27 protein-coding genes are annotated in these 25940 nt (G+C 55.6%); 19 read left to right on the forward strand and 8 right to left on the reverse strand.

What is annotated here, in order from left to right; translation table 11 throughout:
• Positions 1–147 precede the first annotated feature (147 nt).
• Positions 148–1947, forward strand: a complete 1800-nt coding sequence (locus GCU45_RS27250; protein ID WP_167527243.1) for an ABC transporter substrate-binding protein — start codon at positions 148–150, stop codon at positions 1945–1947.
• A 158-nt stretch (positions 1948–2105) separates the two neighbouring features.
• Positions 2106–2561, forward strand: coding sequence for a GNAT family N-acetyltransferase (locus GCU45_RS27255; protein WP_152401985.1), 456 nt, complete (start codon positions 2106–2108; stop codon positions 2559–2561).
• An 89-nt stretch (positions 2562–2650) separates the two neighbouring features.
• On the opposite strand, the gene GCU45_RS27260 is transcribed toward GCU45_RS27255, so the two are convergent.
• The 3 genes from GCU45_RS27260 to GCU45_RS27270 form a co-directional block, all read right to left on the reverse strand.
• Complete coding sequence (locus GCU45_RS27260) at positions 2651–4057, reverse strand: sensor histidine kinase (RefSeq protein ID WP_152401987.1); 1407 nt, start codon at positions 4055–4057, stop codon at positions 2651–2653.
• Complete coding sequence (locus GCU45_RS27265; protein WP_152401989.1) at positions 4047–4718, reverse strand: response regulator transcription factor; 672 nt, start codon at positions 4716–4718, stop codon at positions 4047–4049. The genes GCU45_RS27260 and GCU45_RS27265 overlap by 11 nt, the downstream gene beginning before the upstream one ends.
• A 391-nt stretch (positions 4719–5109) precedes the next feature.
• Positions 5110–6198 carry a low temperature requirement protein A gene (locus GCU45_RS27270; RefSeq protein ID WP_152401990.1) on the reverse strand — a complete coding sequence of 363 codons (1089 nt, stop codon included), beginning with the start codon at positions 6196–6198 and terminating at the stop codon, positions 5110–5112.
• Positions 6199–6665: 467 nt separating this feature from the next.
• Between GCU45_RS27270 and GCU45_RS27275 the strand changes: the two genes are divergently transcribed.
• The 7 genes from GCU45_RS27275 (at position 6666) to GCU45_RS27305 (ending at position 12523) form a co-directional block, all read left to right on the forward strand.
• A complete protein-coding gene (locus GCU45_RS27275; RefSeq protein WP_152401992.1) occupies positions 6666–7607 on the forward strand; it encodes an alpha/beta hydrolase in 942 nt (313 codons plus the stop codon).
• A gap of 21 nt (positions 7608–7628) precedes the next feature.
• Positions 7629–8195 carry an NADPH-dependent FMN reductase gene (locus tag GCU45_RS27280; RefSeq protein WP_152401993.1) on the forward strand — a complete coding sequence of 189 codons (567 nt, stop codon included), beginning with the start codon at positions 7629–7631 and terminating at the stop codon, positions 8193–8195.
• Positions 8196–8222: 27 nt separating this feature from the next.
• Positions 8223–9221, forward strand: a complete 999-nt coding sequence (locus tag GCU45_RS27285; RefSeq protein ID WP_152401995.1) for a type I glyceraldehyde-3-phosphate dehydrogenase — start codon at positions 8223–8225, stop codon at positions 9219–9221.
• Between the two features lie 189 nt (positions 9222–9410).
• Positions 9411–10352 carry a ring-cleaving dioxygenase gene (locus GCU45_RS27290; protein ID WP_152401997.1) on the forward strand — a complete coding sequence of 314 codons (942 nt, stop codon included), beginning with the start codon at positions 9411–9413 and terminating at the stop codon, positions 10350–10352.
• Between the two features lie 238 nt (positions 10353–10590).
• Positions 10591–10914 carry a hypothetical protein gene (locus GCU45_RS27295; RefSeq protein ID WP_152401999.1) on the forward strand — a complete coding sequence of 108 codons (324 nt, stop codon included), beginning with the start codon at positions 10591–10593 and terminating at the stop codon, positions 10912–10914.
• A 29-nt stretch (positions 10915–10943) separates the two neighbouring features.
• A complete protein-coding gene (locus GCU45_RS27300; protein WP_152402001.1) occupies positions 10944–11894 on the forward strand; it encodes an FAD:protein FMN transferase in 951 nt (316 codons plus the stop codon).
• Positions 11891–12523, forward strand: coding sequence for a ferric reductase-like transmembrane domain-containing protein (locus GCU45_RS27305; RefSeq protein ID WP_244364296.1), 633 nt, complete (start codon positions 11891–11893; stop codon positions 12521–12523). Before GCU45_RS27300 ends, GCU45_RS27305 begins: the two co-directional genes overlap by 4 nt.
• Before the next feature lie 96 nt (positions 12524–12619).
• Here the strand turns inward: GCU45_RS27305 and GCU45_RS27310 are convergent, their stop codons facing one another.
• Positions 12620–13522, reverse strand: a complete 903-nt coding sequence (locus tag GCU45_RS27310) for a DUF4261 domain-containing protein (RefSeq protein WP_152402003.1) — start codon at positions 13520–13522, stop codon at positions 12620–12622.
• Positions 13523–13845: 323 nt separating this feature from the next.
• On the opposite strand from GCU45_RS27310, the gene GCU45_RS27315 reads away from it, so the two are divergent.
• The 8 genes from GCU45_RS27315 to GCU45_RS27350 all read left to right on the forward strand — a co-directional run bounded on the left by GCU45_RS27315 (position 13846) and on the right by GCU45_RS27350 (position 21636).
• Positions 13846–14232: a DUF5684 domain-containing protein gene (locus GCU45_RS27315; RefSeq protein ID WP_076168600.1), complete on the forward strand. Its 387-nt coding sequence runs from the start codon at positions 13846–13848 to the stop codon at positions 14230–14232.
• Between the two features lie 294 nt (positions 14233–14526).
• Entirely contained in the window at positions 14527–15804 is a 1278-nt protein-coding gene (locus GCU45_RS27320; protein WP_152402005.1) for an erythromycin esterase family protein, read from the forward strand.
• Between the two features lie 403 nt (positions 15805–16207).
• Positions 16208–17035, forward strand: coding sequence for an alpha/beta fold hydrolase (locus GCU45_RS27325; RefSeq protein ID WP_152402007.1), 828 nt, complete (start codon positions 16208–16210; stop codon positions 17033–17035).
• Positions 17036–17201: 166 nt separating this feature from the next.
• The gene (locus GCU45_RS27330) at positions 17202–17636 is read left to right on the forward strand and encodes a YciI family protein (protein ID WP_152402009.1); all 435 of its coding nucleotides are present in this window, start codon (positions 17202–17204) and stop codon (positions 17634–17636) included.
• Positions 17633–18895, forward strand: a complete 1263-nt coding sequence (locus GCU45_RS27335) for an RNA polymerase sigma factor (RefSeq protein WP_152402011.1) — start codon at positions 17633–17635, stop codon at positions 18893–18895. The genes GCU45_RS27330 and GCU45_RS27335 overlap by 4 nt, the downstream gene beginning before the upstream one ends.
• A 120-nt stretch (positions 18896–19015) precedes the next feature.
• Complete coding sequence (locus tag GCU45_RS27340) at positions 19016–19462, forward strand: YciI family protein (RefSeq protein WP_152402013.1); 447 nt, start codon at positions 19016–19018, stop codon at positions 19460–19462.
• Between the two features lie 37 nt (positions 19463–19499).
• Positions 19500–19841, forward strand: a complete 342-nt coding sequence (locus GCU45_RS27345) for a DUF1801 domain-containing protein (RefSeq protein WP_152402015.1) — start codon at positions 19500–19502, stop codon at positions 19839–19841.
• A 166-nt stretch (positions 19842–20007) separates the two neighbouring features.
• On the forward strand, positions 20008–21636 hold the full coding sequence (locus GCU45_RS27350; protein ID WP_167527244.1) for an LTA synthase family protein: 1629 nt from the start codon (positions 20008–20010) through the stop codon (positions 21634–21636).
• Between the two features lie 113 nt (positions 21637–21749).
• Here GCU45_RS27350 and GCU45_RS27355 read toward each other — a convergent pair whose 3' ends face one another.
• From GCU45_RS27355 to GCU45_RS27365, 3 genes are all read right to left on the reverse strand, one after another.
• Positions 21750–22304 carry a DUF2231 domain-containing protein gene (locus tag GCU45_RS27355; protein WP_167527245.1) on the reverse strand — a complete coding sequence of 185 codons (555 nt, stop codon included), beginning with the start codon at positions 22302–22304 and terminating at the stop codon, positions 21750–21752.
• Between the two features lie 103 nt (positions 22305–22407).
• Entirely contained in the window at positions 22408–23244 is an 837-nt protein-coding gene (locus tag GCU45_RS27360) for a M56 family metallopeptidase (RefSeq protein WP_152402021.1), read from the reverse strand.
• 3 nt (positions 23245–23247) lie between these two features.
• Positions 23248–23664, reverse strand: coding sequence for a BlaI/MecI/CopY family transcriptional regulator (locus GCU45_RS27365; RefSeq protein WP_089546433.1), 417 nt, complete (start codon positions 23662–23664; stop codon positions 23248–23250).
• Positions 23665–23881: 217 nt separating this feature from the next.
• Here GCU45_RS27365 and GCU45_RS27370 point away from each other — a divergent pair, with 217 nt between their 5' ends.
• Both GCU45_RS27370 and GCU45_RS27375 read left to right on the forward strand, forming a co-directional pair.
• Entirely contained in the window at positions 23882–24520 is a 639-nt protein-coding gene (locus GCU45_RS27370; protein WP_152402024.1) for a deoxynucleoside kinase, read from the forward strand.
• Positions 24507–25160 (forward strand): deoxynucleoside kinase, encoded by a 654-nt coding sequence (locus tag GCU45_RS27375; RefSeq protein WP_152402025.1) that lies wholly within the window; start codon positions 24507–24509, stop codon positions 25158–25160. Before GCU45_RS27370 ends, GCU45_RS27375 begins: the two co-directional genes overlap by 14 nt.
• A gap of 87 nt (positions 25161–25247) precedes the next feature.
• On the opposite strand, the gene GCU45_RS27380 is transcribed toward GCU45_RS27375, so the two are convergent.
• Positions 25248–25745, reverse strand: a complete 498-nt coding sequence (locus GCU45_RS27380) for an RDD family protein (RefSeq protein ID WP_152402027.1) — start codon at positions 25743–25745, stop codon at positions 25248–25250.
• Positions 25746–25940 lie beyond the last annotated feature (195 nt).

The following is a 25940-nucleotide window of genomic DNA, read 5'->3' on the forward strand; positions in this document are numbered from 1 at the left end:
CAGACAGGCAGTCTGAAGGCTGAGGAGCCCGAAGGCTGCCTTTTTGTTCCCTCAGAAAAGCCCGGCCGGTGGGATTGAAATGCGCCAGCAAAATTTGTATGTTGGATGCATACTATTTTTTCAACTGAACAAAAGGGGCTATGTCCGGTGAAATTGGCAGAAGATTACCTTCGGCTGCGAAGCGCTTATTCCGGTGAAAAGGAAGGGGAGCCGTTCCGGGTGACGATCGACGGGCTGGCCGAGGCCCTGTACTGCACGCCCCGTAACGCCAGGCTGATCCTGCGCAAAATGGCCGACGCCGGCCTGATCCGGTATGCAGCCGGGCAGGGCAGGGGCCATCGGTCGGAGCTAACGTTCCTCACGGACAGGCGGGAGCTTGTGATCCGGGAAGCGCAGCAATACGTGAAGCAGGGGGACGTGCAGGGCGCGCTGCTCTGGGTAAAAGAGCAGGCGGGCGAACCCGAAGCGATGCAGCGGTTTGTGGACTGGCTCACCGGCTATTTCGGATACCGGACGGAAACGACCGGGGAGGGCCGTATGGTGGAGACGCTCCGCCTGCCGGTATACCGGCCGATCGTGACGCTGGACCCGGCGGACGCAATGTATGCTTTCGATACCCATCTGATCCGCCAAATCCATGCGACTCTGGTCGAGCTGGAAATGGACACCGGCAAGGTTATTCCGGGCGTCGCGCACCACTGGGAGTCCAGCTCCGATGCCTGTTGTTGGACGTTCTATTTGCGAAAAGGCGTGACGTTTCACGATGGTACGGAGCTTACGGCCGATGACGTCAAATACAGCCTGCTGCGCGTCCAGCAGGAATCCAACAATCATTCCTGGCTGTGCAGGGATATCGTTGAGATCTACGCGGAATCGCGTTACACCATCCGCATGGAGCTGCGTCAGCCCAACGTCCTGTTTGCGGCATTTATGTCGCATACTGCGGCAGCCATCCTTTCCCGCGCCAGCGATGAGTCCGGGGCCGGAACGGTTCCCGGCAGCCTGCCCGTCGGGGCCGGGCCTTACCGGATCGCTAAGCTTACGCCGGGGATGTGCATGCTGGAGATTTTCCCGGATTATTATGCGGCCCGGGGCCTGATCGATCGAATCGAAGTGATGATCATCCCGGACACCGGCGGAGAATGGACGGTGGAGACCAATCCGGGCGTACTGGTCGTCGAGACGGGTGAAGCGCGCCGTCAAGAGCTGAAGACATGGCGGCGCAGCCGTCTCGTCACCGGATGCAGCATGCTGACGATTAACCTTGCGAAACCGGGAATTTTGCAAACCGGTTCCTTCCGCAGGGCGCTTGCACTTGCGGTTGACCGGAGCCGGATGGTCCGGGAGCTGGGGTACCCGCATGCTTCCCCTTGCCTTGGTTTTCACCTTGAGCCGCAGCCGGCTGCCGCTGATCCGCTGTATGATCCGGAAGAGGCATCCAGGGAATTGAAACGGTCCGGGTACGGCGGAGAGGCGCTGAAGCTGTATGCGTACCGTCGCCATGAGCAGGCGGCTTACTGGCTTCAACAGCAATATGGTCAAGCAGGAATCCAGCTGGACGTGCATATTCTGCCTTGGGAGGAATTAATGAAGGAAGAGCGGATCCGGGAGGCGGACCTGATCCTGTTCGAGGCGCTGCTGAGCGAGGGGCTGCTCCGGCAGATCGAATATTTGCTGTCCCGGTACAGCTTCATTCGCAGCATGCTGGATCCCGGATCGCAGGCGGAAGTAGGCCGGCTTGTGGAGCAACTGCTTCAGGAGGCGGAACCGGATGCCCGGGACGAGGCGTTTCAGCGGCTGGAAACCTGGCTGATTGAGCGCAGCACGGCCGTCTATTTGACCTACAACGAGGCCCGGGTGCTGTCCCATCCTGCGCAGCAGGGCGTTCGGTTGAATGCCGCCGGGTGGGTAGATTTTAAGGACATCTGGTTTAAAGGGGAAGGTTAACAGCAGGAGATCAATCGCGATTACGGTACGGGAAAACATGACATCTGGCGAAAGGGGAAATGTTTCCCGGAAAGATTGCCTTTTTCTGAAGCTCGTCCGGCTGTACAATGATCACAGCACATGAGATGAAACTTACCAACGGAGTGAAGGTGAACGGTATGAAAATTATGCTGGACGATTTAAGCGGGCCGGAAATAGCCGCGTTGATCCGCGAGCATCTTCAAGGCATGGCGGAGGAGTCGCCGCCGGAGAGCGTACACGCCCTAGATCTGGACGGGCTGCGGCGGCCGGATGTGACATTCTGGAGCGCATGGGAACAGGGGGAGCTGCTTGGCTGCGGGGCACTCAAGGAGCTTGATCCCAGTCACGGCGAGATCAAATCGATGCGGACCTCATCCGCCCACTTGCGTAAAGGAGTGGCCCGATCCATCCTGGCGCACATCATTGAGGAGGCCCGGCGGCGGGGATATCGGCGGCTGAGCCTGGAGACGGGCTCAATGGCGTCGTTCGAGCCGGCCCGACGGCTGTACGCGGCCTTTGGATTTGAGGAGTGCAGCCCATTTGCGGATTATAAGCTCGATCCTTACAGTACTTTTATGACCCGAGATCTGTAACCTAAATATGCGGAGCTTGATGTGAAAAAAGGACATGCTTCCTGTCATCGACAGGTTGAGCATGTCCTTTACTTCATGGGACGGAAGACTCAGCAAGGAATGACAGCGGTGAAGGTACTGCCTTGGCCGGGCGTGCTCTGCACGCTCAAAGTGCCGCCGTGGGCTTCGGCAATCCATCTGCCGATGGACAGCCCAAGGCCGTGGCCGCCCAGCTCCCGGGCGCGGGATTTATCCACGCGGTAAAAGCGTTCGAAGATGCGCGGCTGCTCCTCCGGCGGTATACCGATTCCGTTGTCACTGACGGTCATATGCAGCATTCTCCGTTTGTCCTCCCGGATCTCCAGGGCAAGGGAGACGGTGCCGCCTTCCGGCGTATACTTGATGGCATTGTCCAGCAGGATGACCATCAACTGCTGCAGGCGCTGGGCATCGCCATGAACCGTCATGCCGTCTTCCGCTTGTAGCTTCAGTGTAATTTGCTTGGCCTGCGCCAAAGGAAGCAGGGATGCCATCGTCCGCGAGGCTTCGGCCGCCAGATCAAAATTTGTTATGCTCAGCTGAACCTCATCCGAGTCGGAGCGTGCCAGCGTCAGAAGGTGGCTGGAGAGGTCGGTCATCCGCTTGGCTTCTTCCCGCATGTTGTCCAGCACCCTCCGGCTGAACGGATCATCCTTCAGGCTGTTTTCCATTTCGAGCACCTCAATGGAGGACAGGATGACGCTGAGCGGCGTGCGCAGCTCATGCGAGGCGTCCGCGACGAACTCGCGCTGCCTCGTATACGAGCGGGCGATCGGAACCATCGCCTTGACCGACATGTTCCGGCTGAGAAACACGGCCAGGACGCAGAACAGCAGCGCGAGCCCGATCAGCACAAGCAGGAGCCAGCCGAACAGCCGGTACTGGCTGCCTACCTCCTTGGCCACGTACAGCGTGCCTATAAAGACTCCGTTATCGTAAACGGCCTTGCCGGCCAGAAGCATGCGGACATTTCCGGGAGCCGCCTTACGGGGATCGTTCCCGTGTCTTGGCGGCCCTGCATCCCGGCCGGTTTCCTTGATCGTAACGGTCTTGTACTCCGTCTGATCGCCTTCGGGCGTCCACTCCGCCACCGCGCTGCCGACCGCTGCGCTCAGTCCCATCCGCTGCTGTGCTTCGTACAGAAAATTCCCATGAGGGTCCTTGAAGCAGCCCACCGTCTGGTTCGCTAACGATGGATAGCTGCTGCCGAGATTACCTTCTATATTATAGGAGCCGGTATGCTCCATCGATTCATGAAACGCATAGGACATATCCTGAATCCAGTCGTTCAGCTGATTTTTCTGGTCGTTGATCAGCAGAAAATACAGCAGCCCGTACACCGTTCCGATGAACAGGGCGAGGAAAGCGATAAGCACCGCGGTATACTGCAGCGTTAACCGGTTCTGGGTTCTTTTGAACAGGTCACTCCCCTGCCGGGGCCAGACGAAGGGGGATTTCCATTTCCATTTAGGCTTCAATTTTATAGCCGACCCCCCGGATGCTCTGAATCAGCTCTTGATCCAGTCCGCTGAGCTTCTTGCGGAGCAGCTTGATCATGGCGTCGATCGCTTTGGGGCCGACATCGGCGTCGAGTCCCCAAATCCGGTCCAAAATGACTTCCCGGGTCAAGGTGATGCCCTTGTTCTGGATCAGCAGGTCCAGCAGCTGAAACTCCCGTGGCGTCAGCTGGATGAGCGCTCCCGCGATGCTTGCCGTCTGGTTGGTCCGGTTCAGGATAAGGCCGGTAACCTGAACTTCCTCACCTTGAATGGGCGCAAAATTCCGCCGCGACAGGGCGCGGAGCCGGGCGAGCAGCTCCTCGATTTCAAACGGCTTGACCAAATAGTCGTCGGCGCCCGCATCCAGCCCATTGATCCGGTCCTGTAGTCCGTCCTTGGCGGTCAGCATCAGGATGGCGCCCATGTATCCTTCCATCCGCAGCTGCCGGCAAGCCCAGACGCCGTCGCCATCCGGCATCATCCAGTCGAGAATCAGAACGTCGTAATTGGTGGCCTCGGCATACTCGCAGGCTTCCCTGCCGGTAGTGACCCAATCCGCGGTATGGCCGCCTTTTTTCTTCAGCATGTGCACGACCAGCTCTCCCAGCCGCATATCGTCTTCTGCCAGCAATATTTTCATCCATATCCGATCCTTTCCCGCATCTATATAGATTGAACTAAAGTTTTGCATCAAGCTTCCTGTTAAAAAAGTCTAATACGGCCTGAACATTTCTTTCTTTAGTTCATTCGATCTAGCTCCTGAAATAGTGCCGGTTTTAAAGTTTAATAAGAGCATACTTCCGGCGGACAAACCGAGTCAAGATTCGGGGGCTGGCGGGTGCTACGACCGTCCCTTTCAGCTTGGGTGCAAGCCATGGATTGGGGGCTAAGCACGATTTTGAGGACTCTGCATATCACAAAAGCCCCAAAACCCAAGGCTTTGGAGCTCTTGAAGGTTTGGGGCTGATGACGAAGGCGGCATACCCCCCCGTTATACAACGGAGAGATGCGCTTTTTGATAATACGACGGGTTATGTCGTTAACTTCGCGTAGACGATGAAGAAAATCATGATCTCTCCGACGATGGCGTAATTGGGGACGGGGAAGATCAGGTCAATTACGAAGCAGCAAGCAAGAATCCCCAGCATGATAGCCAGATGATAGGGCTTCAGCCGCAAATGTTTGTGTCTGTACCGGTGAAACACCACAGAGGTCGATAAGAAATACAGGAGCACGGACCCAAACACGAATGCCAGCAAGAAGGAGTAGTCCATCTGGTCTTTGTATAACAGCTGAATGGCTGCCGCGATCATGCTCATCGACAAATACACAAATAAGTGACCGTAAATAATCATTTGGCCGGCCGTGTGGATTTCCCGGCTTACCTTTTTGTCGATGTTATCAAAGTACTGCCACCACATGGCGATGACCAGCAGGCTGGTAAAGGCGACGAATAAGACGGACGGCAGATCCCAGTGGTTAAACTGCAGCACAGCCAGAATACTGACGACCGATTCGCCTAGAAGAATCAAGGTAAACAGGGCGAAGCGTTCGAACAAGTGGTGCGTATTGATCGGCGTTTTGACCAAATGCCGGCGCCCGATTAAGGGAAGCAGAATATCTACGGCGATCCCCGCGTACAAGACGGCATACCGGATCCAGGAGTCGAAGAACAGCGAGCAGGCCGAGATCAGGATGCCGATCAAAAAGTGGGTGCCCAAATAGGAGGCGGTCACTTGCTGATGCGCCGCTTTGGCCCGATGGACCAGAAGATACTGCAGGGCCGTCAGCGCCCTTGAGCCTATGTATCCTACAAAGAAGGGAACATAGTATTGGTCAAAATCTGGGGACAAACTCGCCGTCATGACGAGAACGAACAACAGCTGAAGGATCATGAAGACCCTGTGAATTAAAATATCCTGGCCGAACCGATTCACAAAGAGTGTTTGTCCTACCCAACCCCACCAGATCGGGATAAAAATCAACACGAATTTGCTCAGGTACTCCAAGGGAATGGTCCCGTGTTCCGCATGCAGCAGGACATGCGTTGCTTTGGACACGGCTGCGACTAAGAGAAGATCGTAAAACAGCTCCAGCCAAGTCACCTTTTTTTCAATCATAGCCTTATAGATCCCCTCCTTGATGTGATGAATGCCGTCAAATGAGTCACAAGCGAATCCGCCGCTCATCCGAAGAATCAATTTATTATATCAATTTTCAAATCCCGGTCTACTACATTTTCGGAAATAGGACTGCAGGCTGTAACCGAAGTCCCGGATTGTTAAGCAAGGGTAAATGCAACGGCCTTTTTTACTGATTTTTTGTACATTAGAGAGAAAAACATAGTTAATATAATTTTATATACACAAAAAACATTATGTGCTATTCTAACGTTGCCAAAGAGATGTTATGCGTCAAGCATGTTTGTCGATTGCCACTACGCTTCTTGGCTGCACGGAGCACCGGATCAACATTCGAAGGTCCTTAGCCTGATAGACGGGCATCATGGGATGCCGTGGCCCTTACCGGGTGATTTTATGCTTTTTGAAACTACGCATTGTAGTATAAATTAAGGGAGGGAATACATATGACAAAGAAGGTTGTTTTGGAACCCGCTGCTTTGAAATTTGCACAAGATACCGCCAATCCGCCGTATTTGTTTGATCTTGGACCGGAAAAAGGGCGCGAAGCCGTAGACGAGGTTCAATCGGGCGACGTCCCGAAGCTCCCGGTTGAAATTCAGGATATCACCGTTGAGGGAGGGCCGAGCGGACAGGTTTCGGTCAGACTGCTTCGTCCCGAAAACGTTACAAATAAGCTGCCGGTCATTCTTTATATCCATGGCGCCGGCTGGGTGTTCGGAAATGCGCATACCCATGATCGCCTGATCCGGGAGCTTGCAGTCGGTGCCGAAGCCTGCGTCGTATTCCCGAATTACAGCCTGTCACCGGAAGCGAAATATCCGACAGCGATCGAAGAAATCTACGCGGTTCTGACCTGGATTGCGGAACATGGCGAGGTGTACGGCCTGGATACGGACCGCCTTACCGTGGCTGGGGACAGCGTTGGGGGAAATATGACCGCTGCGATCACGCTGATGGCGAAAGAACGGAAGGGCCCCGCCATTCATAAACAACTGCTGTTCTACCCGGTGACGGACTCGGGCAACGACACAGAGTCCTATCATCAGTTTGCGGAAGGTTATTTCCTGCGCCGGGACGCCATGGCCTGGTTCTGGGAGCAGTATATTGCGAAGCCGAGCGATAAAGAGGAGATCTATGCTTCCCCGCTGCGGGCAACGCGCGAACAGCTTGAAGGCTTGCCTCCTGCACTGGTCATTACCGCTGAAGCGGATGTTCTTCGCGATGAAGGCGAAGCTTATGCCAACAAACTGCGCGAAGCCGGCGTCCGGGTGACCGCTGCCCGTTTCCAGGGGGTCATTCATGACTTCGTCATGCTGAATGCTCTTGCGGATACCGCAGCGGCTAGAGGCGCGATCGCGCTGGCGAACGCTTGGCTCAAAGAATAGCAGGGGCGGTGAAAATAGAAAATGGCGACAACCATAGGCATTATGGTGGGGAGTTTAAGGGAGCATTCGTATAACCGGATGATTGCGGATACGATCCCGGAGCTTGTGGATTCCGCACAATATGTATTCATCTCGATAGCGGATCTCCCCTTGTACAACGCGGATTTGGACCGGGAGGAAAGCCCGGAGCCGGTCAAACGCTATCGCGAAGCGATTCAACAGGCGGACGGAATCATCATCGTGAGCCCGGAATATAACTCAGGCATCCCGGGTGTGCTGAAAAATGCGCTGGATTGGGCCTCAACCCCGACCAAAACCGCGGTCCTTATTCATAAACCGGCCGGGGTCATCGGTGCGACGCCGGGCGTTAAAGGGACGATTTTGTCGCAGCAGCAAATCCGGCAAACCTTGGACGCCGTTCAGTCTTATGTGATGCCGTTTCAAAAAATGTATATATCGCAGGCGATGGAGAAGGTTGATCCGGAGAGCGGTAAGCTGACCGATGAAACGACCCGCAGGTATGTACAGCGTTACGTGCGGTCGTTCATCCAATGGGTCGATCAGGTACAGCAGATGAACGGGCAATAACCATTTTAATCAGGAGCTGAGGCTATTATGGGTAACATTGCAATTTATGGATTCGGTCGGATCGGAAGACAGCTGCTTCGGGCGGCGTTGGAACAAAACTTGTTTGTTCCTTATTCCATCTCCGATATCAAAGATGAAGCGACGCTGGCGGCGCTGTTTGAAGTGGACACCAACTACAAGCGCTGGCCTGAGAACGTATCGGGCGGCGAGGGCGCGATCGTGATCGGCGGCCGGGATATCCGGTATTTGAATTCGGCCAAGGAAGTGCCTCATTGGGGTGAGCTCGGCGTCGACCTGGTCGTCGACTGCACCGGGCGGGCCGTGACGCGGCCTGTGGCCGAACAGCACCTGGAGCGGGGAGCCAAACGGGTGCTGGTCAGCGGACCAAGCAAAACGCTTGATGACTGCGACGCCGTTCTGCTGAAAGGAATCAACCTCGACAGCTTCGATCCGGAAAAGCATAAAATCATCAGTATGGCGAGCTGCACGACGAATGCGCTGGCTCCGGTCGTCAAATTGGTCCGGGAAAACTACGGGATCAAATACGGCTTATTCTCCACGGTACACTCGTATACGAACACGCAATCGTTAACCGATCAGCCGATGAAGGACCGCCGGGATTCCTGGGCTGCATCCGAAAACATCATTCCGTCGTCTTCCGGCGCCGCCAAAGCGCTCAAGTTCATCTGGAACGATCTGCAAATTACCGGCAAAGCGTACCGCATTCCGACGCGTACGGGCAGCATTGCCGAGCTGAACCTGATCACGGAGAAGCCTTGTACCGTTCAGGAGATCAATGATATGTTCCGGCAGGCCGCAAGCGAAGGCGATCTGAAGGGTGTGCTCGACGTTTTGGAAGGGGAATGGGCATCGTCACGCATCGTCGCCGATCCGCATTCCTCGATTATCGACCTGCCGTTAACCCAGGTGCAGGGGGAAATGCTGTCCGTCGCCACCTGGTACGATAACGAATGGGGTTATGCCTCCAGATTGGCGGAAGTTGCTGCTTATTTGGCAGGGAAATAGGATGAAATAAGATTGCAGTTACAGAGGACAGGGGCTGCCGGTGAGTGCCGGCGGCCCTAATTTGCTTGAGGATCGGATTCGCTCCGAAAAAATGGATTGACAATGAGAAGAACATCATATATCTTTAATTTAAGATAAATAAATTCGAAATAAAAAACCGGATCCAAACATCCTAAAGGAGCGATACAGATGTTCACGCGCACGGCAGGTATTCATCACATTACGGCATTTTCAAGAAATCCCCAGGAAACGATTGATTTCTACAGCGGTATCCTCGGACTCAGCTTGGTGAAGAAGACGGTCAACTTCGATGATCCTACGGTGTATCACCTGTATTTTGGCGACCCGGCGGGATCTCCGGGAACGATCCTGACCTTTTTCCCCTATCCTCGGGCCCGGCAAGGGCAGATTGGGGGCGGTCAGGTGGGCATCGTGACCTTTGTCATTCCGCCCGGGTCCATCGATTTTTGGCAGGAACGGCTGGCTTGGTTCGGACGGGATGCAGCAAGCAGCAAGCGGTTTGGCGAGAGCTATCTGCAGTTCTCGGATCCGGACGGACTGCGCCTGGAACTGGTGGAGCGGGAAGACGGAGCCGGGGGCGCAAGCCCGCTTGAAAGCATTCCGGATGACCAGGCCATCAAGGGATTAGGCGGTGCGGTTCTGTTTAGCGAGGCTTATGCCGACACGATCGACGTGCTGGAGAACCTTCTCGGACTGGCCAAAATCGGGGAAGACGACGGATACGCCCGTTTTCAAGCGACGGCTGAACTCGGCAACCTGATCGATGTCCGTATGGAGGACATGGAAGCGGGACATGGCACTGCCGGAACCGTACATCACATCGCCTGGCGGGCAAGCGATAACGCGGAGCATGAAGCGTGGAGGGAACGCGTGTCGGTCATTGGCTTTGACGTCACTCCGATTAAGGACCGCCAGTATTTTAACGCCATCTATTTCAGGGAACACGGCGGAATCCTGTTCGAGATTGCGACGGATCCTCCCGGATTCGCCCGGGACGAATCCCCGGATGCGCTGGGACGCAAGCTGATGCTGCCGGAATGGTTTGAACCGCAGCGCGGTGACATTGAGGCCCGGTTAGAGCCGGTTACGACCGAGAAAGTATGGAATTGACCGCGAAAACAGGCGGTGTGCGATATCGTGAGACAATCAGCATTTGGACATGAGGTGGTTTAGAGCCGCCGGCCATCGATGATCCCTGCAAGGACAGGGGTCATCTTTTTTTTAGCAATCTTCTGCCTGAACGCTAGACTTTATTGTGAGACATTGCCTTTTCACCATCTTTTCACCATCGCCCTGTACAATGACAGCATAACGGGAATGAACATACTTGAAACAAGGTGGTCTGTATATGGCAAATTCCAAATGGATCAAATGGACGGCAGGCATGGCGGGTGTGGTCATGTTTACAGGTTTCGTTGGATATATCTCCAAATTTAATCCGGCCGACACTGCAAAAGGGAATGTGGCGAGCGCTTCCCCGATCTTCGGAGCGGGACAAGATGACTCAAGCGGCGACGTCGAGAACCAATGGCGGGACGAAGCTTCCGGCGGGGACGCAGGGTTCTCCGGACAGGAACGCGGATTTATGGGCGGCCGCTCCCGGTCGGGCATGGACTTCGGTTCTGGGGAAAGCAGCAGCGGGGAAGGCTCCATGCGCACCCACGCTTCCTAGCGGCAGGCGGTGGACGGAGGTGATTGAAGATGCATACATTCAGAGCCATGAACACAGAATTCGTCACGCATGGACTGTCTGAGGCGGAGCAGAGGGATGCGGAGTCCTGGTTTGCTTTTGTAGAAAAGCATTTGACCCGCTTCGACCCGGGCAGCGAGCTGTCCCGGCTGAATCGTTCGGCAGGCAGACTGTTTATGGCGACGCCGATCCTGTTCGAAGCCGTCAGCGTGGCGGTGGATTATTACCATAGGGCCGACGGGTTGTTTAACCCTTTTCTCGGACAGCTCCTGACTGATCTGGGCTACGGCCGAAGTTTCGGAGAGGCAGCCGCGGAGGAGGTTTTTTCACAGGCACCCGACCGAACGGAGGCTAATGCAAAGCTGCTGGGCGCTTTTGGCCCGGAGATGGGGGCCAAGCTGAACCCGCTGCTTCGCAGCATCGAGCTGCCTCCGGCATGGTCGGTGGATCTCGGTGGCATCGCCAAGGGCTGGAGCGCCGAGAAGTTCGCGGGCATGATGCGCAGAAAGGGCATTGCACACGGGGCGGTCAGCGCCGGCGGGGACATGATGCTGTGGGGCGGGGAGGACCGTCCGCAGCAGGTTAACATAGCGGATCCATTCGCTTTGGACCGCGACATTGACTCGCTCGTTATCCGCAGGAACGCGGGCGTTGCCACAAGCAGCCGGCTAAAGCGGAAATGGCTGAACGGGGAGGGACAGGAGCGGCATCACATCCTTGATCCCCGCACCATGATGCCGAGCCTGACGGATGTGGTGCAGGCGACAGTCATCCATCCGTCGCTGACGGCGGCCGAGGTCTATGCCAAATGCCTGCTGATCCTTGGCCTGCAGGCCGGGACGGCATGGCTTGAACGCAAACATCCCGCCGCGGCGGCTGTACTCGTCTGCGAAGACGGCTCCGTCTGTACGGCGGGATTCATCGAAGCATATCGACAGGAGAATGGAAAGGAGGCGGGATGATGGCGGTCTTTCATCATTTCGGCAGCAGCATCAGTCAAATTTTATCGGTATGGGTCACGACGAGGGCGGCGGGGCTGACCTCTTATATGCTTCTGTTCGCTTCCATCGCGGCAGGGCTGCTGCAGGGAGGGTCGTGGGCCAAAGGACCGGTTAAAGCGAAGCTGAACATGGCCCATCAATGGTGCGGCTGGTTCGGTCTGTTATTCGGCTTGGCTCACGGACTCGTTCTCCTGTTCGACCGGTATGTCGGGTATTCCTTGGCGGATCTTTTGATCCCCTTTAAGGCGAGCGGCGACCGGTTGTGGATGGGGCTGGGGATTGTGTCGCTGTACTTGATGCTGCTGCTAATCATCAGCTCGGATCTAATGAAGAAGCTCGGCAAAAAGGCCTGGCGCTTGATTCACTTTCTGGCGATGCCCACCTATTTGATGGCGCTGGTCCACGGGATCGTGCTGGGAACGGACAGCCGGCAGGCTCCCGTGATTGTGCTCTATGCGGTGACCGGTGTGACGGTGCTCATCCTGCTGGCAAACCGGATCGCCGCTTCTCGCAGAAAGGGCGGGGGGAGACTGATCGTGGTGCAGGAAGGCGGGAAAACCCGCATTAAACAGATTCCTTCTTCACGCTAATAAGACAGGCGGAGTGCTTCTGCGCTCCGCCTGTTAAGCATGATCAAGCGTTATTCGGATGTTATCAAGAGTTCATATTCGCGGGGTTCGGGCCATTTAGCGGCTGTTCTCCTGCCGTCCGGCGTAGTAGGGGTCGCCTGGATCGATGTCGAGCACGACGCGGTGCGGCTCGGCCAGCGCATATTGATGCTCGCAGCGCCAGCGCATCTCTTCGGTGAAGCCGATCGTTTCGCCGTCTTCGATCACATCTCCCTGCCGGAATAAATAGTACGCCACATCCATCAGCTGGCCGGCCAACTCGGAAGGGTCGAGGTCAAAGAAGTGGCATTGGACGTCGGGAATCCCGAGCGCCGCCAGCCCAAGCGAATCCATCAGCCCTTCATTGCGCCCGCTCCCGGTCCCTTCCACGTTATAAAAGCGGATGTTCATCGCGCCGTACAGCAGCTCGCCTTGTTCCACCGCCGCCAGGTACGCCTGCGGTTCGACAAGCTTGTCGCTGGCCCGGAAATAGACGGCGTCGCATGGAGCCGCCTCCAGCACGGCCCGCAGGGCGCCGGTCATCAGCTGCAATCTGTCTTGGGGCTTAAGGCCGGAAGCCATCAGGTCGGTGAGCAGCAGCGTATAACCGCATCCGCTGACGACTTCTCCGGCTTCTCTCCAGTGCCAGGACTGCTGAACGGCGGTGGCGTAGTCGTCTACCGGGCGGTTTTGGACCGGCATCAGGCTGGTTTGCGCCGGCATCTCGCCTTCCGAATAGGCAACCTTATAGTCCAGGTGAAAAAAGTGCAGCAGATCATCCGGACCGGACTCATCCGGCTCCCACACCGCAAGGCAGGCATGTTCGCGTTCTCCGGCTTGCTGGGTGGAGCCGGTGTAACGCTCCATGCTTGCAAACAAACGGCTTCGGTCGATTTCCGGCTTGTGCCGATATTTCAGTTCGACTGCATATACCCGCGAGAAGCCAAAGCTTTGTTCTTCCTGAACTACCTCACTCGTCATGTTCCTCTTCTCCTATCGCTGTACTGTTCTCCATTCCTTATTGTAACGAATCTTTCCAATGCGTTCCAGCTCGTGCCCTGTATCCCGCCGGACAGGGAGAAGGAAATTTATTTATTTCGGCGAATCGCTGGATGTCATAAAACCGCAGGCCGGCAATAAGTTATAAAAGGCCCGGCTGAAATCGGAGTGTTCCGAAAACGCATCGGTCCCGGGACGTAGTTTTATGTCGAAAAAAGCACAATTAAAGAAGGGATTTGATGAAACATATCGAATAAAGAGAAGTGCATTTTTACCTCTATACCCAATTTTCAGGAGGATGTTTAATGATCGTTGTCATGATTGTGCTGTACCTAGCAATATATATCGCCATTTGCGGCGCGTATTTCCAGCTTGCCAAAAAGGCGGGCAGGGACGACATCGCGTGGTTTGCGTTTGTCCCGATTTTGAATTATATTCTCCAGTTGAAGCTGATCAAGGAGAGTGCATGGTGGATCCTGATCACACTGGTGCCGATTGCCAATATCGTGTTCGCCATTATCTGGCAGGTGAAGCTGCTGAACGCGTTCGGCAAGAACGGGGCCTACGTTCTTTTTGCCATTTTCCTGTCCCCGGTATATGTGATTCTGTGGATGGTTTGGGGCTATTCCAGCAAGACGACTTACCAGCTGTACAATCCGCCGGTTCCCCCAGGGCCAACAGCCGCTTTTTAAGCAGAAATCGTTCGTGGGCTCTGACCGGATCTTTGCTTACATACCGACAGAACTGAAGCGTGATTCTAAGATTTAACAACGCAGGGCATGATTCGTAATCGGGTCGGCCCAAATCATCAAGGTAAAAATGCACACAATGACCGTGACCGCTCCCGTTAGGGGGCGGTTTTTATATACCCAAGGGGCATTTCAATCGGCTGTTTCGGCAAACATCCGGAAAGAATGAGCGATTGCACATAATCCCGCTGCGGAGGTGGATACCCTATCCGTAACTGTCCTAAAGGGGGATGAAATATGGAACAACTGCTGCAATCGGAATCTTCAGCCCGGCGAATCCGCCGCGAGGCGTTGCCTTACCACAGCCCCGAAGATTTAAACCGGGTGGTCGAAGCCGCCAAGGATGCGAGGTTAGTATTGCTCGGCGAGGCTTCGCATGGGACTTCCGAATTTTATACGACCCGCGCCGAGATAACGAAACGGCTGATCACTAGCAAGACGATTCGGTTTGTGGCTGTGGAGGGCGACTGGCCTTCCTGCTACGAGGTCAACAAGTACGTCAAGGATTTGGAGGATAACGAAGCCAAATCGGCGGCAGAGGCGCTGCGGGCATTTTACAGATGGCCGTCCTGGATGTGGGCCAACCGGGAAATGGAAGCGTTCATCGAATGGCTCAGAAGCTATAACTTGGAGCGGCCCGCCAGGGAACGGATCGGCTTTTACGGCCTCGACGTATACAGCCTGTGGGAATCCATGCAGCATATCGTCGATTATTTGAAGCAAACGGAGTCGCCTCTCCTGGATACGGCGCTGCAGGCGTTCGGCTGCTTTGAACCTTATGGGGACGACTCGCAGTCCTATGGCATTTCCGCCGGACTGATCGGGGAAGGTTGTGAGGAGGAGATCGTGGCGCTGCTGCATGAAATGCAGAGCACCAGGCTCGGCCATCCGCAGAGCGAAGCGGAGCTGAACGCCATGATGAACACGATGGCGGCCGCCGACGCGGAGCACTATTACCGGACCATGGTCCGCGGAGGACCCGATTCCTGGAACGTCCGGGACCGTCATATGGTTCGGGCGCTCCGGCAGCTGCTCGATTATCATGGGCCGGATGCCCAGGCTGTGCTGTGGGAGCATAATACCCATATCGGGGACGCCCGCGCAACGGACATGGCGGCTGACGGCATGGTCAACGTAGGTCAGCTCGTCCGCGAATATTACCGTCCGGCCCAGACGTTCAGCGTCGGCTTCGGCACCCATCACGGGCATGTGCTGGCAGGCTCGGCCTGGGGTGCCCCCGTGGAGGTCATGGAAGTTCCGCCCGCCATCCAGGGCAGTTGGGAAGACCTGCTGGCCCGTGCAGGCGGAGGCGAGAACATGCTATTGCTGTTCGACGCCGATGCCCAGCCGGAGCTGCGGGAGGTATTCGGTCACCGGGCGATCGGCGTCGTCTATGACCCCGGGTATGAGCTGGGGAATTACGTTCCTTCGCGTGTGCCGATGCGTTACGATGCGTTCGTTTTTATCCATGAAACCCATGCGTTGGAACCGCTGGCACTGCCGCTGATGGTTTGATTAGCTCATATTAAAGCGTTAAAAGCCGCCTAAGAGAATTTAAAGGCGGCTTATTTATCGTTTGTTGTTTTGAAATGTCAACGATATTTAGAAGTAACTGCTATTGAAATGATAAACATGACATCAAAAAAGCGGCTCAAGGGATTTTCCCCGGTGGCCGCTTTTTGTGTGTAAAGGGATTACCAGTCCTCAGGATATCGGCAGCACTCCGTGAACAGGGGAGGAAATCAGGCATACGCTGCCGAAAACAATTAGGCGTCCAAGAACCAACCGATGGGTGATTACATCCGGAAAGGGAAGGAAGCACTGAACAGCCAGTTGAAAACTTTTTTTGAAGATATGTCGATCCGGGTTTCGTCCGTTCGTCGTCTATATAGAAACCATGAAAAAGGAGATTATTCTCATGCACACTGTCATTTCAAAAGACGGAACCAAGATCGCTTACGACCGGACCGGGAGGGGGCCTGCGCTCATCCTGGTGGCGGGAGCGTTCAGCTACCGCAAATTTCCGGCACAGGTCCAGCTGGCCCAGCTGCTGTCCAGTCAGTTTACCGTATATAACTACGACCGCCGCGGGCGGGGAGACAGCGGGGATTCCCAGCCTTACGCCGTGGAACGCGAGATCGAGGATTTGGAAGCGGTCATCGAAGCGGCCGGAGGCTCCGCGTATGTCTGGGGGCTGTCCTCGGGAGCCGTATTGGCCCTTGAGGCAGCCGCCGGAGGGGCGGCCATCACGAAGCTTGCCCTCCACGAACCTCCGTTTGTGGTCGATGCCTCGGACCGGAAGCCGCCACAGGACTTTTTGCCGCAGGTGACGGAGCTGATCCGCAGCGGGCGGCGCGCCGAAGCGATCAAGTATTTTATGACCAAAGGGATGGGAGCCCCCGGGTTCGTCGTCAGCATGATGCGAATGATGCCGAAGGTGTGGGCGAACCTGATGGCGGTGGCCCACACGCTGCCCTATGATGCCGCGCTGCTTGACGGTTACTGGGAAGGCAAACCGCTGCCTGTTGAACAGTGGAGCCGCGTGACGATGCCAACGCTTGTTCTGGAAGGGCCGGACAGTCCGGTTTCCCTTCGCCATGCCGCCGGTGCGCTGGCTCAAGGGCTGCCTAACGCCAACCTGCTGAGTAAGAAGGGGCTCGGCCATACGAAAAAGCTGGACGCTCCGAAAATTGCGGCGGAGCTGTCCGCATTTTTTGCAGACAAGGCGCAGGCATCCGGCATGTAAAGGCATGTTTGAACGATCCAGACCAAAAGAAATAAAAAAAATTTAAAAAAAATGAAGCGCTGATGTCAATTTCAGTCTCTCCCGTTCGTCGAAATGATAGAAGCTGAGTTAGGGAAGCTGTGAAGAGCACGGCGGCAGCTTCATCCAATCCTAGGAGGAATAAAACATGAGATTTATGATGATCGTCAAAGCTACAACGGATTCTGAGGCGGGAGTTCTGCCAAGTCCGGAGCTCCTCGAAGCCATGCACCGCTACAACGAGGAGCTGGCCAGAGCCGGCGTCCTGCTGGGAGGCGATGGCCTGCATCCGAGCTCCAGTGCAATCCGCATTTCTTATCCGGAGCCCGGTGGCAAACCGAAAGTGGTTGACGGGCCGTTCACCGAAGCCAAGGAGATGATCGCGGGATACACCCTGATCGAAGTCAAATCGAGAGAGGAAGCGATCGAGTGGGCGCTGCGGATGCCGGATCCCCACGGATTTGGCCAGGGACAAATTGAGCTGAGACAGGTGTTTGAGGTGGAGGACCTGACGGATAATCCGGAAGCGATCGCCAAGGAGAACGCGCTGAGACAGCAGCTGGAGGAGCAAAGAAAAGCGTGACTTCATCCCAAACGCACCGGACCATTGACGCCATCTGGCGGATTGAATCCCCTAAGCTGATCGCCGGCCTGACGCGAATGGTCCGGGATGTGGGCCTGGCCGAGGATTTGGCCCAGGACGCGCTGGTGATCGCCCTTCAGCGGTGGCCGGAAAGCGGCATTCCTGACAATCCCGGCGCCTGGCTGATGACGGCGGCCAAACGGCGGGCCATCGATCTGCTCCGCAGAAACAAGCTTCGGGATGAGAAATACGCGGAAATGGCGCAGACGACGGAATTGTATACCGAAGATGACCTGGAGCGGAATATGGACGGGGAGATTGGCGACGATCTCCTCCGTCTGATCTTTATGACCTGCCATCCGGTGCTGTCGCAGGATGCCAGGGTTGCGCTGACGCTTCGCCTGTTATGCGGCCTGACCACGGATGAAATCGCCCGTTCCTTTTTAACGGCAGAATCGACCATCGCACAGCGGATCGTCCGCGCCAAACGAACCTTAAGCAGCCGGAAGGTTCCTTTTGAGGTTCCGGAAGGAGAGGAGCTGCAGGAGCGCTTGAGCGCTGTGCTTGAGGTCATCTACCTGATGTTTAATGAAGGATACTCGGCGACGACCGGAGACCATTGGCTTCGCCCGCTGCTCTGCCAGGAAGCGCTGCGGCTAGGACGCGTTCTGGCCGAGATTGCCCCGGAGGAGCCGGAGGTTCACGGATTGGTGGCTTTGATGGAAATCCAGTCCTCCCGTTTCAAGACCCGGGTCAGCGCTTCCGGCGAGCCGGTGCTGCTGATGGACCAGAATCGGACGCAGTGGGACAGGCTGCTCATCCGCCGCGGGCTGGCGGCGCTGGAGCGGTGCCGGAAGCTGGGCCGCCCGCTCGGTCCTTACGCGCTTCAGGCGGCGATATCCGCCTGTCATGCACAGGCGCCCGCTGCAGCGGACACGGATTGGGCCCGCATCGCTGCCCTCTACGAGGCGCTGTCCAGGGTGGCGCCCTCCCCGATCGTCGAGCTGAACCGGGCAGTGGCCATTTCGATGGCCTTCGGTCCGGCATTCGGACTGCAGCTCGTCGATGAACTGATGCACGAGCCTGCCCTGACAGAGTATCACCTGCTGCCGAGCGTCCGCGGCGACCTTTTGGCCAAGCTCGGAAGGATGGACGAAGCCCGCTCCGAATTCGAACGGGCGGCCGCCATGACCCGCAACAGCCGTGAGCAGCAGCTGCTCTTGAAGCGGGCCGCGGAGTGCGGCGGTTCACCAAATTAATTATTTTTGCTGCTGCATGTCGATGAAGGACGTTCCCATTCGTCGTTATAGCAGGTGGAAGAATAAGAAGGGCAGGAAATCGTGGCCTTCGTTCTTCCTCCAACAAGGAGGGAAACGTTCATGAGATTTATGTTGATCGTCAGGGCAAACGGGTTGTCCGAAGCGGGTATTTTACACACGCACCGGTTCGAAGAAGGGATGGCCGAATATCGCAAGGCGCTGGCGCAGGCAGGCAAGCTCCTCGCTGCCGAGGAGCTCCAGCCCAGTTCAAGCGGGGTCCGAATCCGGCTTACCGGCCGGGACGCTAGTCCGGAGGTCTGCCCCGGTCCATTCCCGCTGGATCATCGGCTCATCGCGGGATACGTAGTCATCGAGGCGGAAACGGCGGACGAGGCGGTGGAATGGGCGTTGAAGATGCCGGTACCCGCAGGCTGTGAGGGCAGCGAAGTAGATGTCCGCGAGCTAAGGGAATGGGCTCAGGAAGACCGGAATCCTAGGGTGTTGGCCCTGGAAGCCGACCTGCAGGAGCAGGTCCGTATGCTGAATCAGATGCAGAAATTTTTATAAGCAACCCATTCATCGTTGACAAAGGAGCGAATTATAAATGAGTCAGGAAGTCATCGATTATATCGAGGCGTTGAAAGAACCGTGGCAAAACGAGCTGTCCACCCGTCTGCGTGAAGTGGTCCATCAGGCCTTGCCGGACGTGAGCGAGCGCATCCAGTACAAGAAACCCCATTTTTTGAAAAACGGAAAATACGCTGCCGTCATCTCCGCCTCGAAGGATGCGGTCAGCTTTACGATCTTTAATGCGGACGGGCTGGACCTTCCGGAAGGCATGTTTGAGGGACCGGAGGAAAGAAAAACAATGAAGCTGCGCAAAGGGGACTCGTTTGATGCCGGCCAACTGTCGGCTTGGCTCAGCCAGGCAGCCGAAACGCTGTAAATGTTATCCTTAGACCCGACGCGATATGGAAACCCAAACCCTTGAATGCCAAGGGTTTTTTTGTTTTTTTTCGCAGAACCGGGAATCATTCGGGCAGGATGGGACACCCTATAACAGGTCCAGGATTGACCGCCATATTATGCTTCTTGGAGTGGTTAAAGAGCTGATGAACCGATTCAAGTCTCGTTATGCCCGTTATATTGCCGCCGCCCTGTCGACTGCATTGATTGCAGGCGCGGTCCTGCTCTACCGGAACCTTCCGGCCAAGCTGCAGCCCGAAACCAAGCCGCATTCGGTGACACAAAAAGTGGTTAAGCCCCAGCGGGAAAAAACGATTCCCGAAAAACTCGAGGAGCTCGACCGGACTTATCCGTTTGGGGAGCCTCACGAGGGCAGTGCCAGATCCTATTGGGGGGCCGGAAAGGGCAAAAATCTCATTGTCGTTCAGCTGGAATCCTTTCAAAATTTTGTGATGAATGCATCGGTTCATGGGCAGCAGGTAGCACCGGTTATGAAAAAGCTGTCCAAAGAAAGCTTGTATTTTCCATACATATTCCAGCAAATCGGAGTAGGCAATACGTCAGACGCCGAGTTTGCCGCCAGCACGTCGATCTACCCCATCGGGTTTTCAGCCATGTCTACTACGTATGCCGACCGAAAGCTGCCGAGCCTCGCCAAGCTGATGGGCAGGAATCATTACGTTACGGCGACGTTCCATGTCAATGACGTGACCTTCTGGAACCGGGACCAAATGTATCCGGCGCTGGGGTTTCACGCGTATTATGACAAGCCCTATTTCAGCAAGGTCAAATTCAGCCGGTTCGGGGCGTCGGATGAGGAATTGTTCCGGGTCGGTATCCGTAAAATGAAAACGATGCGAAAGCTGGACAAGCGGTTCTACGCCCAATTTGTCACCGTGACGAGCCATTCTCCCTATAAAATCAAAGAAGCCGACAAGCGTCTTCATCTTCCCGACGACTTCGCCGATCGGTCCCTCGGGGACTACTTGACGGCCATCAACTATACCGATTATGCCTTGGGGACCTTTATCGACAAGCTGAAAAGATCGGGGCTCTGGGATACCAGCGTAGTCGTGATCTATGGAGACCATTTCGGCCTTCATAAAAGGTATCATCACCCCGCCACCGTCAGCAAAGCGCTCGGCATTCCGTACCATAAGCATATCAGCACGTACAACGTGCCGCTGATCATCCACCTGCCCGGCCAGCACGAAGGCAAGAGGATCGAGCGGACCGGAGGGCAGATCGATATTTTGCCCACAGTGGCCAATGTGATGGGCATTGATTTGAAACAGGAGAAATTTACCGCATTCGGCCACGATTTGGCCAACGTCGATCATAATATTATCGGATCGCGGTATTACATGCCGGCCGGCTCCTTTTTTAATGACGACATCGTGTTTATCGCTGGAAAAAACGGATTTGAGGACGGAAAAGCATACGATCTCCGAACGCTGCTGCCGGTGCAGAACGTCGAGCGGTACCGACCAGACTTTGAATTTATTCAAAAGCGGATGGGGCTGTCGGACCGGTACGTGAAGCGTCTGCCCGTCAGGCCCGGCGTCAAGCTGGAATCCCAGTCGAAACAGGAGCCCGTGGGGGCCAAAGCGCCGCCTAAAGCGGAAACCGGGCCGGGAGCAAAGCCGGTTGAAAAGCAGGCGGGCAATGATGGGCCAGCCGGCCCCCGTGCCAAGCCAAGTCCAAACGGAAAAGCGGGGAAGGACGGAAGCAAAGAGCGCATCAAGCAACCTGCAGCGGATCATCCGGCAAGGTGAGCGGAACATACAACGGCATGGATTCGTCATACCAAAAACAGCGGCCCCAACCGGATGCACCGGGGACCGCTGTTTTGCCGTTAAGGGGAGTGCAGCCTGGCGGAAATAGGAACTTACTCCGCCGAATCCGATTCGGAAGCGCCGGCGCTTCCGTCTGCCGGCGGCTGGCCGCCTTGGTCGCCGGGCACACCCTGCCCGCCCGGCATCCCGGCTGAGGCTCCTTGGCCCTGACCGCCGCCCATCTGTCCCTGAGGGAACTGCCCGGGCTCGAACGGACGGTGCACCATCTCACCTCCGAGGTGAGCGGTATACATCACCAGGACGACGGCTGCGAGGGTCACCACGAGGTATAGCGGGTTTCTGCCGATGTCCCGCTTCTTCCAGAGCCCAATCGCTCCGCGGACGATGCACAGCGCGATCGCCAAATACATCGTATAGACGCCGTACATTGCATGAGTTTCTACGTTCGGATTACGCATCATTTTCGGTCCGGTCAGTACCGCAGCGACCGTGCTGACCGTGCCGATGATGAGGCAGATGAGGGCTGCGGAATGCCACTCCCGTTTTTTCCAGATCAGTGCAGCCAGATCAAACAGCAAGCTGAACAGCAGGAGCACGATTGGAAAATGCGTAATGATAAAATGCTTGTTATCCCATAAATAATTCATCACCATTCCTCCTCAAGTTCAAATAACACTACATATCGTAGTTTTAAATTTCCGAAAAAACGCCGCTGCCTGATATGAAACGGCAAGGCGTTGTTTTACCGTATTATCCAATGCCAAATACGACGAATACGAATGCGATCAGCGAGACGATGCAGGGGATGAGCGGCGGACGCAGCGGCGGCTTAAAGTGCGGATCCACCAGCAGCTTCAAGCGCAGATTGATCGCATTGTCGGCAAACGACGCGCTGCTCGGTACCAGCGTGGCGGATGTCCCCCGCTTCAGCATCACGAGCAGGGCACTGCCGAGATCGGCGACGCTCCCGGTGGCGCGAACGGCCTGCCGGTCGGCCATCAGCTCGATCAGCATTTTGTATTTGCCGATCAGCCAGCGGTAGATCGGTATGTACCAGAACGTGGTGCCGACCAGCGTCAGCAGAAAAATTTTAAGCGGATGCCTCTCGCTCAAATGGTACTTCTCGTGAGCCATGACGGCCGCGAGTTCGCTCTCGCTCAGCTCGCATATGAGGCCTGTCGACAGGACGATGCGGGGCCGCAGCAGTCCCACCGTCATGGCTACCTGATCCGGATGATCGATCACAGTTAAAGCTTGGGGACCAAGACCGTGCTCTTCGCCGATCGCCTGCGATAAGTCGGGATCCAGGCAGCGGTGCAGAAGCTTCCTCCAGCGGAACGAAGCGATGCCTTCCCGGAGCCAGACGGCAAGCGACAGCAGGAGCGAGGTAAGCAGCAAAAACAGCATGACATTGATCCGGAGCGGGAACCCGATGAATCGCAAAAATTCAATGCAGACATTAAAGAGGTTGGCCGGCATACGGACATGGAAAATAAACTGAACCACAAACAGCGTCATCTGCACGTAGACCAAGCCGGCCGTCAGCATGACAAAGGCGAGCATCCCTTTCGATCGCTTTTCCCACATGGCTTACCGATCCTTTTTCCATTGTTTGATTTGCTTCTCCAGCTGGTCGAGCAGGTCGGGGTCCACCTGTTCCATCGCATCGATCATATGGGCGACGGCCCGGGAACCGAACTCCTTAACCAGATCGTAGGACAGCTCTTTCGATTGTTCCTCCAGAAACTGCTCCTTCGTCAGAACGGGGCTGTACACGTAAGATTTCCCCTGAAGCTTCTTCTGCAGAATCCCCTTGTCAACAAGCCGGTTCATAACCGTCATGATCGTGTTGAAGCTCATGGGTTTGTCTTCGCTGATCTTGGCGTTCACTTCCTTGATGGTCACCGCCTCCAGGCGGCTCCAGATCACGTCCATGACCTTGGCTTCAAGCGGGCCGAAGAATCGCTCCAATCCCCGTCCTTGATAATTGAACTTGTTCATCTTCATACAGCGCACTCCCTTTACACTACAAATTATAGTGTTATGTCGGCATGCCCGTCAACCAGGACCGGAGCACTGGCTCTCCAGGCCATCAACGCCTGCATAACCTGTGCAGTTAAAGGATATGATTTCAAGAAAAGTTCTTCTAGCAAACGGACGATGCTGTGATACAATAGGTAAGTCGTTTTTTTTGGCATACCGTAGGGAGGGAGTCACACCATTCATGAAACAGGTGCCGTTTATCGCCGTGGAAGGGCCCATTGGAGCGGGGAAAACCACGCTGGCTGCGATGCTGGCTAACAGACTGGGCTTTCCGGTGGTGAAGGAAATTGTGGAGGAAAATCCGTTCATCGAGTCATTTTACGAGAATATGGAGGACTGGAGCTTTCAGCTCGAAATGTTCTTTTTGTGCAGCCGGTACAAGCAGCTCACCCATACGGTGAACGGCTATATCGGCAAGAGCCAGCCGGTTATCTCCGATTATCATATGTATAAAAACCTAATTTTCAGCGAAAGAACGCTGCACGGCGTCGAGCGGGAGAAGTACCGGCAAATCTATCAGGTGCTGACCGGCGATCTGCCGAAGCCGAACGTCATTATCTATATCCGGGCCAGCCTGGATACGCTGCTGCAACGGATCGCCCGGCGGGGCCGCCCTTTTGAAGAAGGAATGGATCCCGCCTATCTCAAGCAGCTGATCGAGGACTATGATGCCGCGATGGGCAAGCTGAGTGCCAGCACAGACGGTGCATCGACGGTGCTGCTGACGGTTAATGGGGACGAAGTTGATTTCGTCAAGAATGAGGAACAATTTGAAACGATAGCCTCGCAAATAAAGGAGCTTGTGTATGAATCCATATAATATCCCGGATAATGCGGTCATTACGGTGGCGGGCACGGTGGGTGTCGGCAAATCGACGTTGACGGCGGCGCTGGCCGGTTCGCTCGGCTTTAAAACCTCGCTGGAGCAGGTGGACGACAATCCATACCTGGAGAAGTTCTACCACGATTTTGAGCGCTGGAGCTTCCATCTTCAAATCTATTTCCTGGCCGAGCGGTTTAAAGAGCAGAAGCGCATGTTCGAACTCGGCGGTGGCTTTGTCCAGGACCGTTCCATCTATGAGGATACCGGCATTTTCGCCAAAATGCATGCGGATAAAGGGACGATGTCGGAAACGGACTTCCGTACATATACCAGCCTCTTCGAGGCGATGGTGATGACGCCTTATTTTCCGCATCCGGACGTCCTGATCTATATCGAAGGGAGCTTGCCGTCCATTCTGTCCCGAATCCGGGAACGCGGCCGCGAGATGGAAATCCAGACCGACGTGTCTTATTGGGAAGAAATGCATGAACGGTACACGGCCTGGATTAACGGATTTCATGCCTGCCCGGTGCTGCGCCTGAACATCGAGGATTATGATGTGCACGACGAGCGGTCCATGTCCGACATCTTGACGCAAGTGGGCCGAACGATTGCAGGCACGCCGGCAAAATTATAGTTGTATAGGAAGACGGATCATGCCAGTTGGCGTGGTCCGTTTTTTAGATTATAAACGATCAGCGGAGCTGTCCAGCTACGTCAACGGTTAACGGACGAGAGTACCGGCGGGAACATCATGAAGCGCGCGTCTCCCCCGGTTAAGCAGCAGGAACACGATATACAGCAGGATCATTCCGTTCGGAATCAGAACCAATGCGGGATACGGCGGCTCCGGGACGTTCCACCATGGGTCCGGAACCAGGACGATCAGATGGGTCAGCTCCCACGGCAGCAGCTTTAGGCAGGTCCGGCCGGCGGCCTGGATGAAGGAAATCCGCCCTCCGTCTCTGCGGGTCACCGAGAGCCGCAGCAGCTTTTTGCCTAACGTCGCGCCGAAAAAATACTCCGACACGATAAAATACATCCACACGGGGAAGGACATCGTGGCGAGCACCCAGCATTCGATCTGATAGCCCTTGTCCAGCCTGTCAAACGGGAATCCTCCGCTCAGATGATAGGCCGCCAGCTGAAGACCGACGAGCACAAGCGCAAGCATCATAAAATCCAGCCCGTAGGCGGTAAGTCTTACCAAGGTCAGCTTCATGGCCGTTTCCCCTTTCCGTATCGTACGGAGCTGATGATGTTGGTCCTGCTTCTTCCAATGTACGTCGAACGCGGTTTGTCTAATCCTATTATCTATGACGGCGGGCTGCGGATCTACAACTTTTTATTCCGACTTTTTTGAATGATGTCGCTTCCTTGAAACATTATAACGTTATGTTTACTTGTGAGTGGTTCC

Source organism: Paenibacillus cellulositrophicus, assembly GCF_009363095.1.
In the GTDB taxonomy this organism is placed as follows: domain Bacteria; phylum Bacillota; class Bacilli; order Paenibacillales; family Paenibacillaceae; genus Paenibacillus_AQ; species Paenibacillus_AQ favisporus.

What these genes read in the sequence shown, in the direction of transcription:
- GCU45_RS27325 (WP_152402007.1), top strand. Translation starts at nt 16,208, where the DNA reads ATGCACACTGTCATTTCAAAAGACGGAACCAAGATCGCTTACGACCGG.
- GCU45_RS27280 (WP_152401993.1), top strand. Translation starts at nt 7,629, where the DNA reads ATGGCGACAACCATAGGCATTATGGTGGGGAGTTTAAGGGAGCATTCG.
- GCU45_RS27330 (WP_152402009.1), top strand. Translation starts at nt 17,202, where the DNA reads ATGAGATTTATGATGATCGTCAAAGCTACAACGGATTCTGAGGCGGGA.
- GCU45_RS27310 (WP_152402003.1), bottom strand. Translation starts at nt 13,522, where the DNA reads ATGACGAGTGAGGTAGTTCAGGAAGAACAAAGCTTTGGCTTCTCGCGG.
- GCU45_RS27265 (WP_152401989.1), bottom strand. Translation starts at nt 4,718, where the DNA reads ATGAAAATATTGCTGGCAGAAGACGATATGCGGCTGGGAGAGCTGGTC.
- GCU45_RS27345 (WP_152402015.1), top strand. Translation starts at nt 19,500, where the DNA reads ATGAGTCAGGAAGTCATCGATTATATCGAGGCGTTGAAAGAACCGTGG.
- GCU45_RS27290 (WP_152401997.1), top strand. Translation starts at nt 9,411, where the DNA reads ATGTTCACGCGCACGGCAGGTATTCATCACATTACGGCATTTTCAAGA.
- GCU45_RS27340 (WP_152402013.1), top strand. Translation starts at nt 19,016, where the DNA reads ATGAGATTTATGTTGATCGTCAGGGCAAACGGGTTGTCCGAAGCGGGT.
- GCU45_RS27295 (WP_152401999.1), top strand. Translation starts at nt 10,591, where the DNA reads ATGGCAAATTCCAAATGGATCAAATGGACGGCAGGCATGGCGGGTGTG.
- GCU45_RS27270 (WP_152401990.1), bottom strand. Translation starts at nt 6,198, where the DNA reads ATGATTGAAAAAAAGGTGACTTGGCTGGAGCTGTTTTACGATCTTCTC.
- GCU45_RS27320 (WP_152402005.1), top strand. Translation starts at nt 14,527, where the DNA reads ATGGAACAACTGCTGCAATCGGAATCTTCAGCCCGGCGAATCCGCCGC.
- GCU45_RS27380 (WP_152402027.1), bottom strand. Translation starts at nt 25,745, where the DNA reads ATGAAGCTGACCTTGGTAAGACTTACCGCCTACGGGCTGGATTTTATG.
- GCU45_RS27315 (WP_076168600.1), top strand. Translation starts at nt 13,846, where the DNA reads ATGATCGTTGTCATGATTGTGCTGTACCTAGCAATATATATCGCCATT.
- GCU45_RS27350 (WP_167527244.1), top strand. Translation starts at nt 20,008, where the DNA reads ATGAACCGATTCAAGTCTCGTTATGCCCGTTATATTGCCGCCGCCCTG.
- GCU45_RS27375 (WP_152402025.1), top strand. Translation starts at nt 24,507, where the DNA reads ATGAATCCATATAATATCCCGGATAATGCGGTCATTACGGTGGCGGGC.
- GCU45_RS27370 (WP_152402024.1), top strand. Translation starts at nt 23,882, where the DNA reads ATGAAACAGGTGCCGTTTATCGCCGTGGAAGGGCCCATTGGAGCGGGG.
- GCU45_RS27255 (WP_152401985.1), top strand. Translation starts at nt 2,106, where the DNA reads ATGAAAATTATGCTGGACGATTTAAGCGGGCCGGAAATAGCCGCGTTG.
- GCU45_RS27365 (WP_089546433.1), bottom strand. Translation starts at nt 23,664, where the DNA reads ATGAAGATGAACAAGTTCAATTATCAAGGACGGGGATTGGAGCGATTC.
- GCU45_RS27360 (WP_152402021.1), bottom strand. Translation starts at nt 23,244, where the DNA reads ATGTGGGAAAAGCGATCGAAAGGGATGCTCGCCTTTGTCATGCTGACG.
- GCU45_RS27275 (WP_152401992.1), top strand. Translation starts at nt 6,666, where the DNA reads ATGACAAAGAAGGTTGTTTTGGAACCCGCTGCTTTGAAATTTGCACAA.
- GCU45_RS27305 (WP_244364296.1), top strand. Translation starts at nt 11,891, where the DNA reads ATGATGGCGGTCTTTCATCATTTCGGCAGCAGCATCAGTCAAATTTTA.
- GCU45_RS27300 (WP_152402001.1), top strand. Translation starts at nt 10,944, where the DNA reads ATGCATACATTCAGAGCCATGAACACAGAATTCGTCACGCATGGACTG.
- GCU45_RS27355 (WP_167527245.1), bottom strand. Translation starts at nt 22,304, where the DNA reads ATGAATTATTTATGGGATAACAAGCATTTTATCATTACGCATTTTCCA.
- GCU45_RS27285 (WP_152401995.1), top strand. Translation starts at nt 8,223, where the DNA reads ATGGGTAACATTGCAATTTATGGATTCGGTCGGATCGGAAGACAGCTG.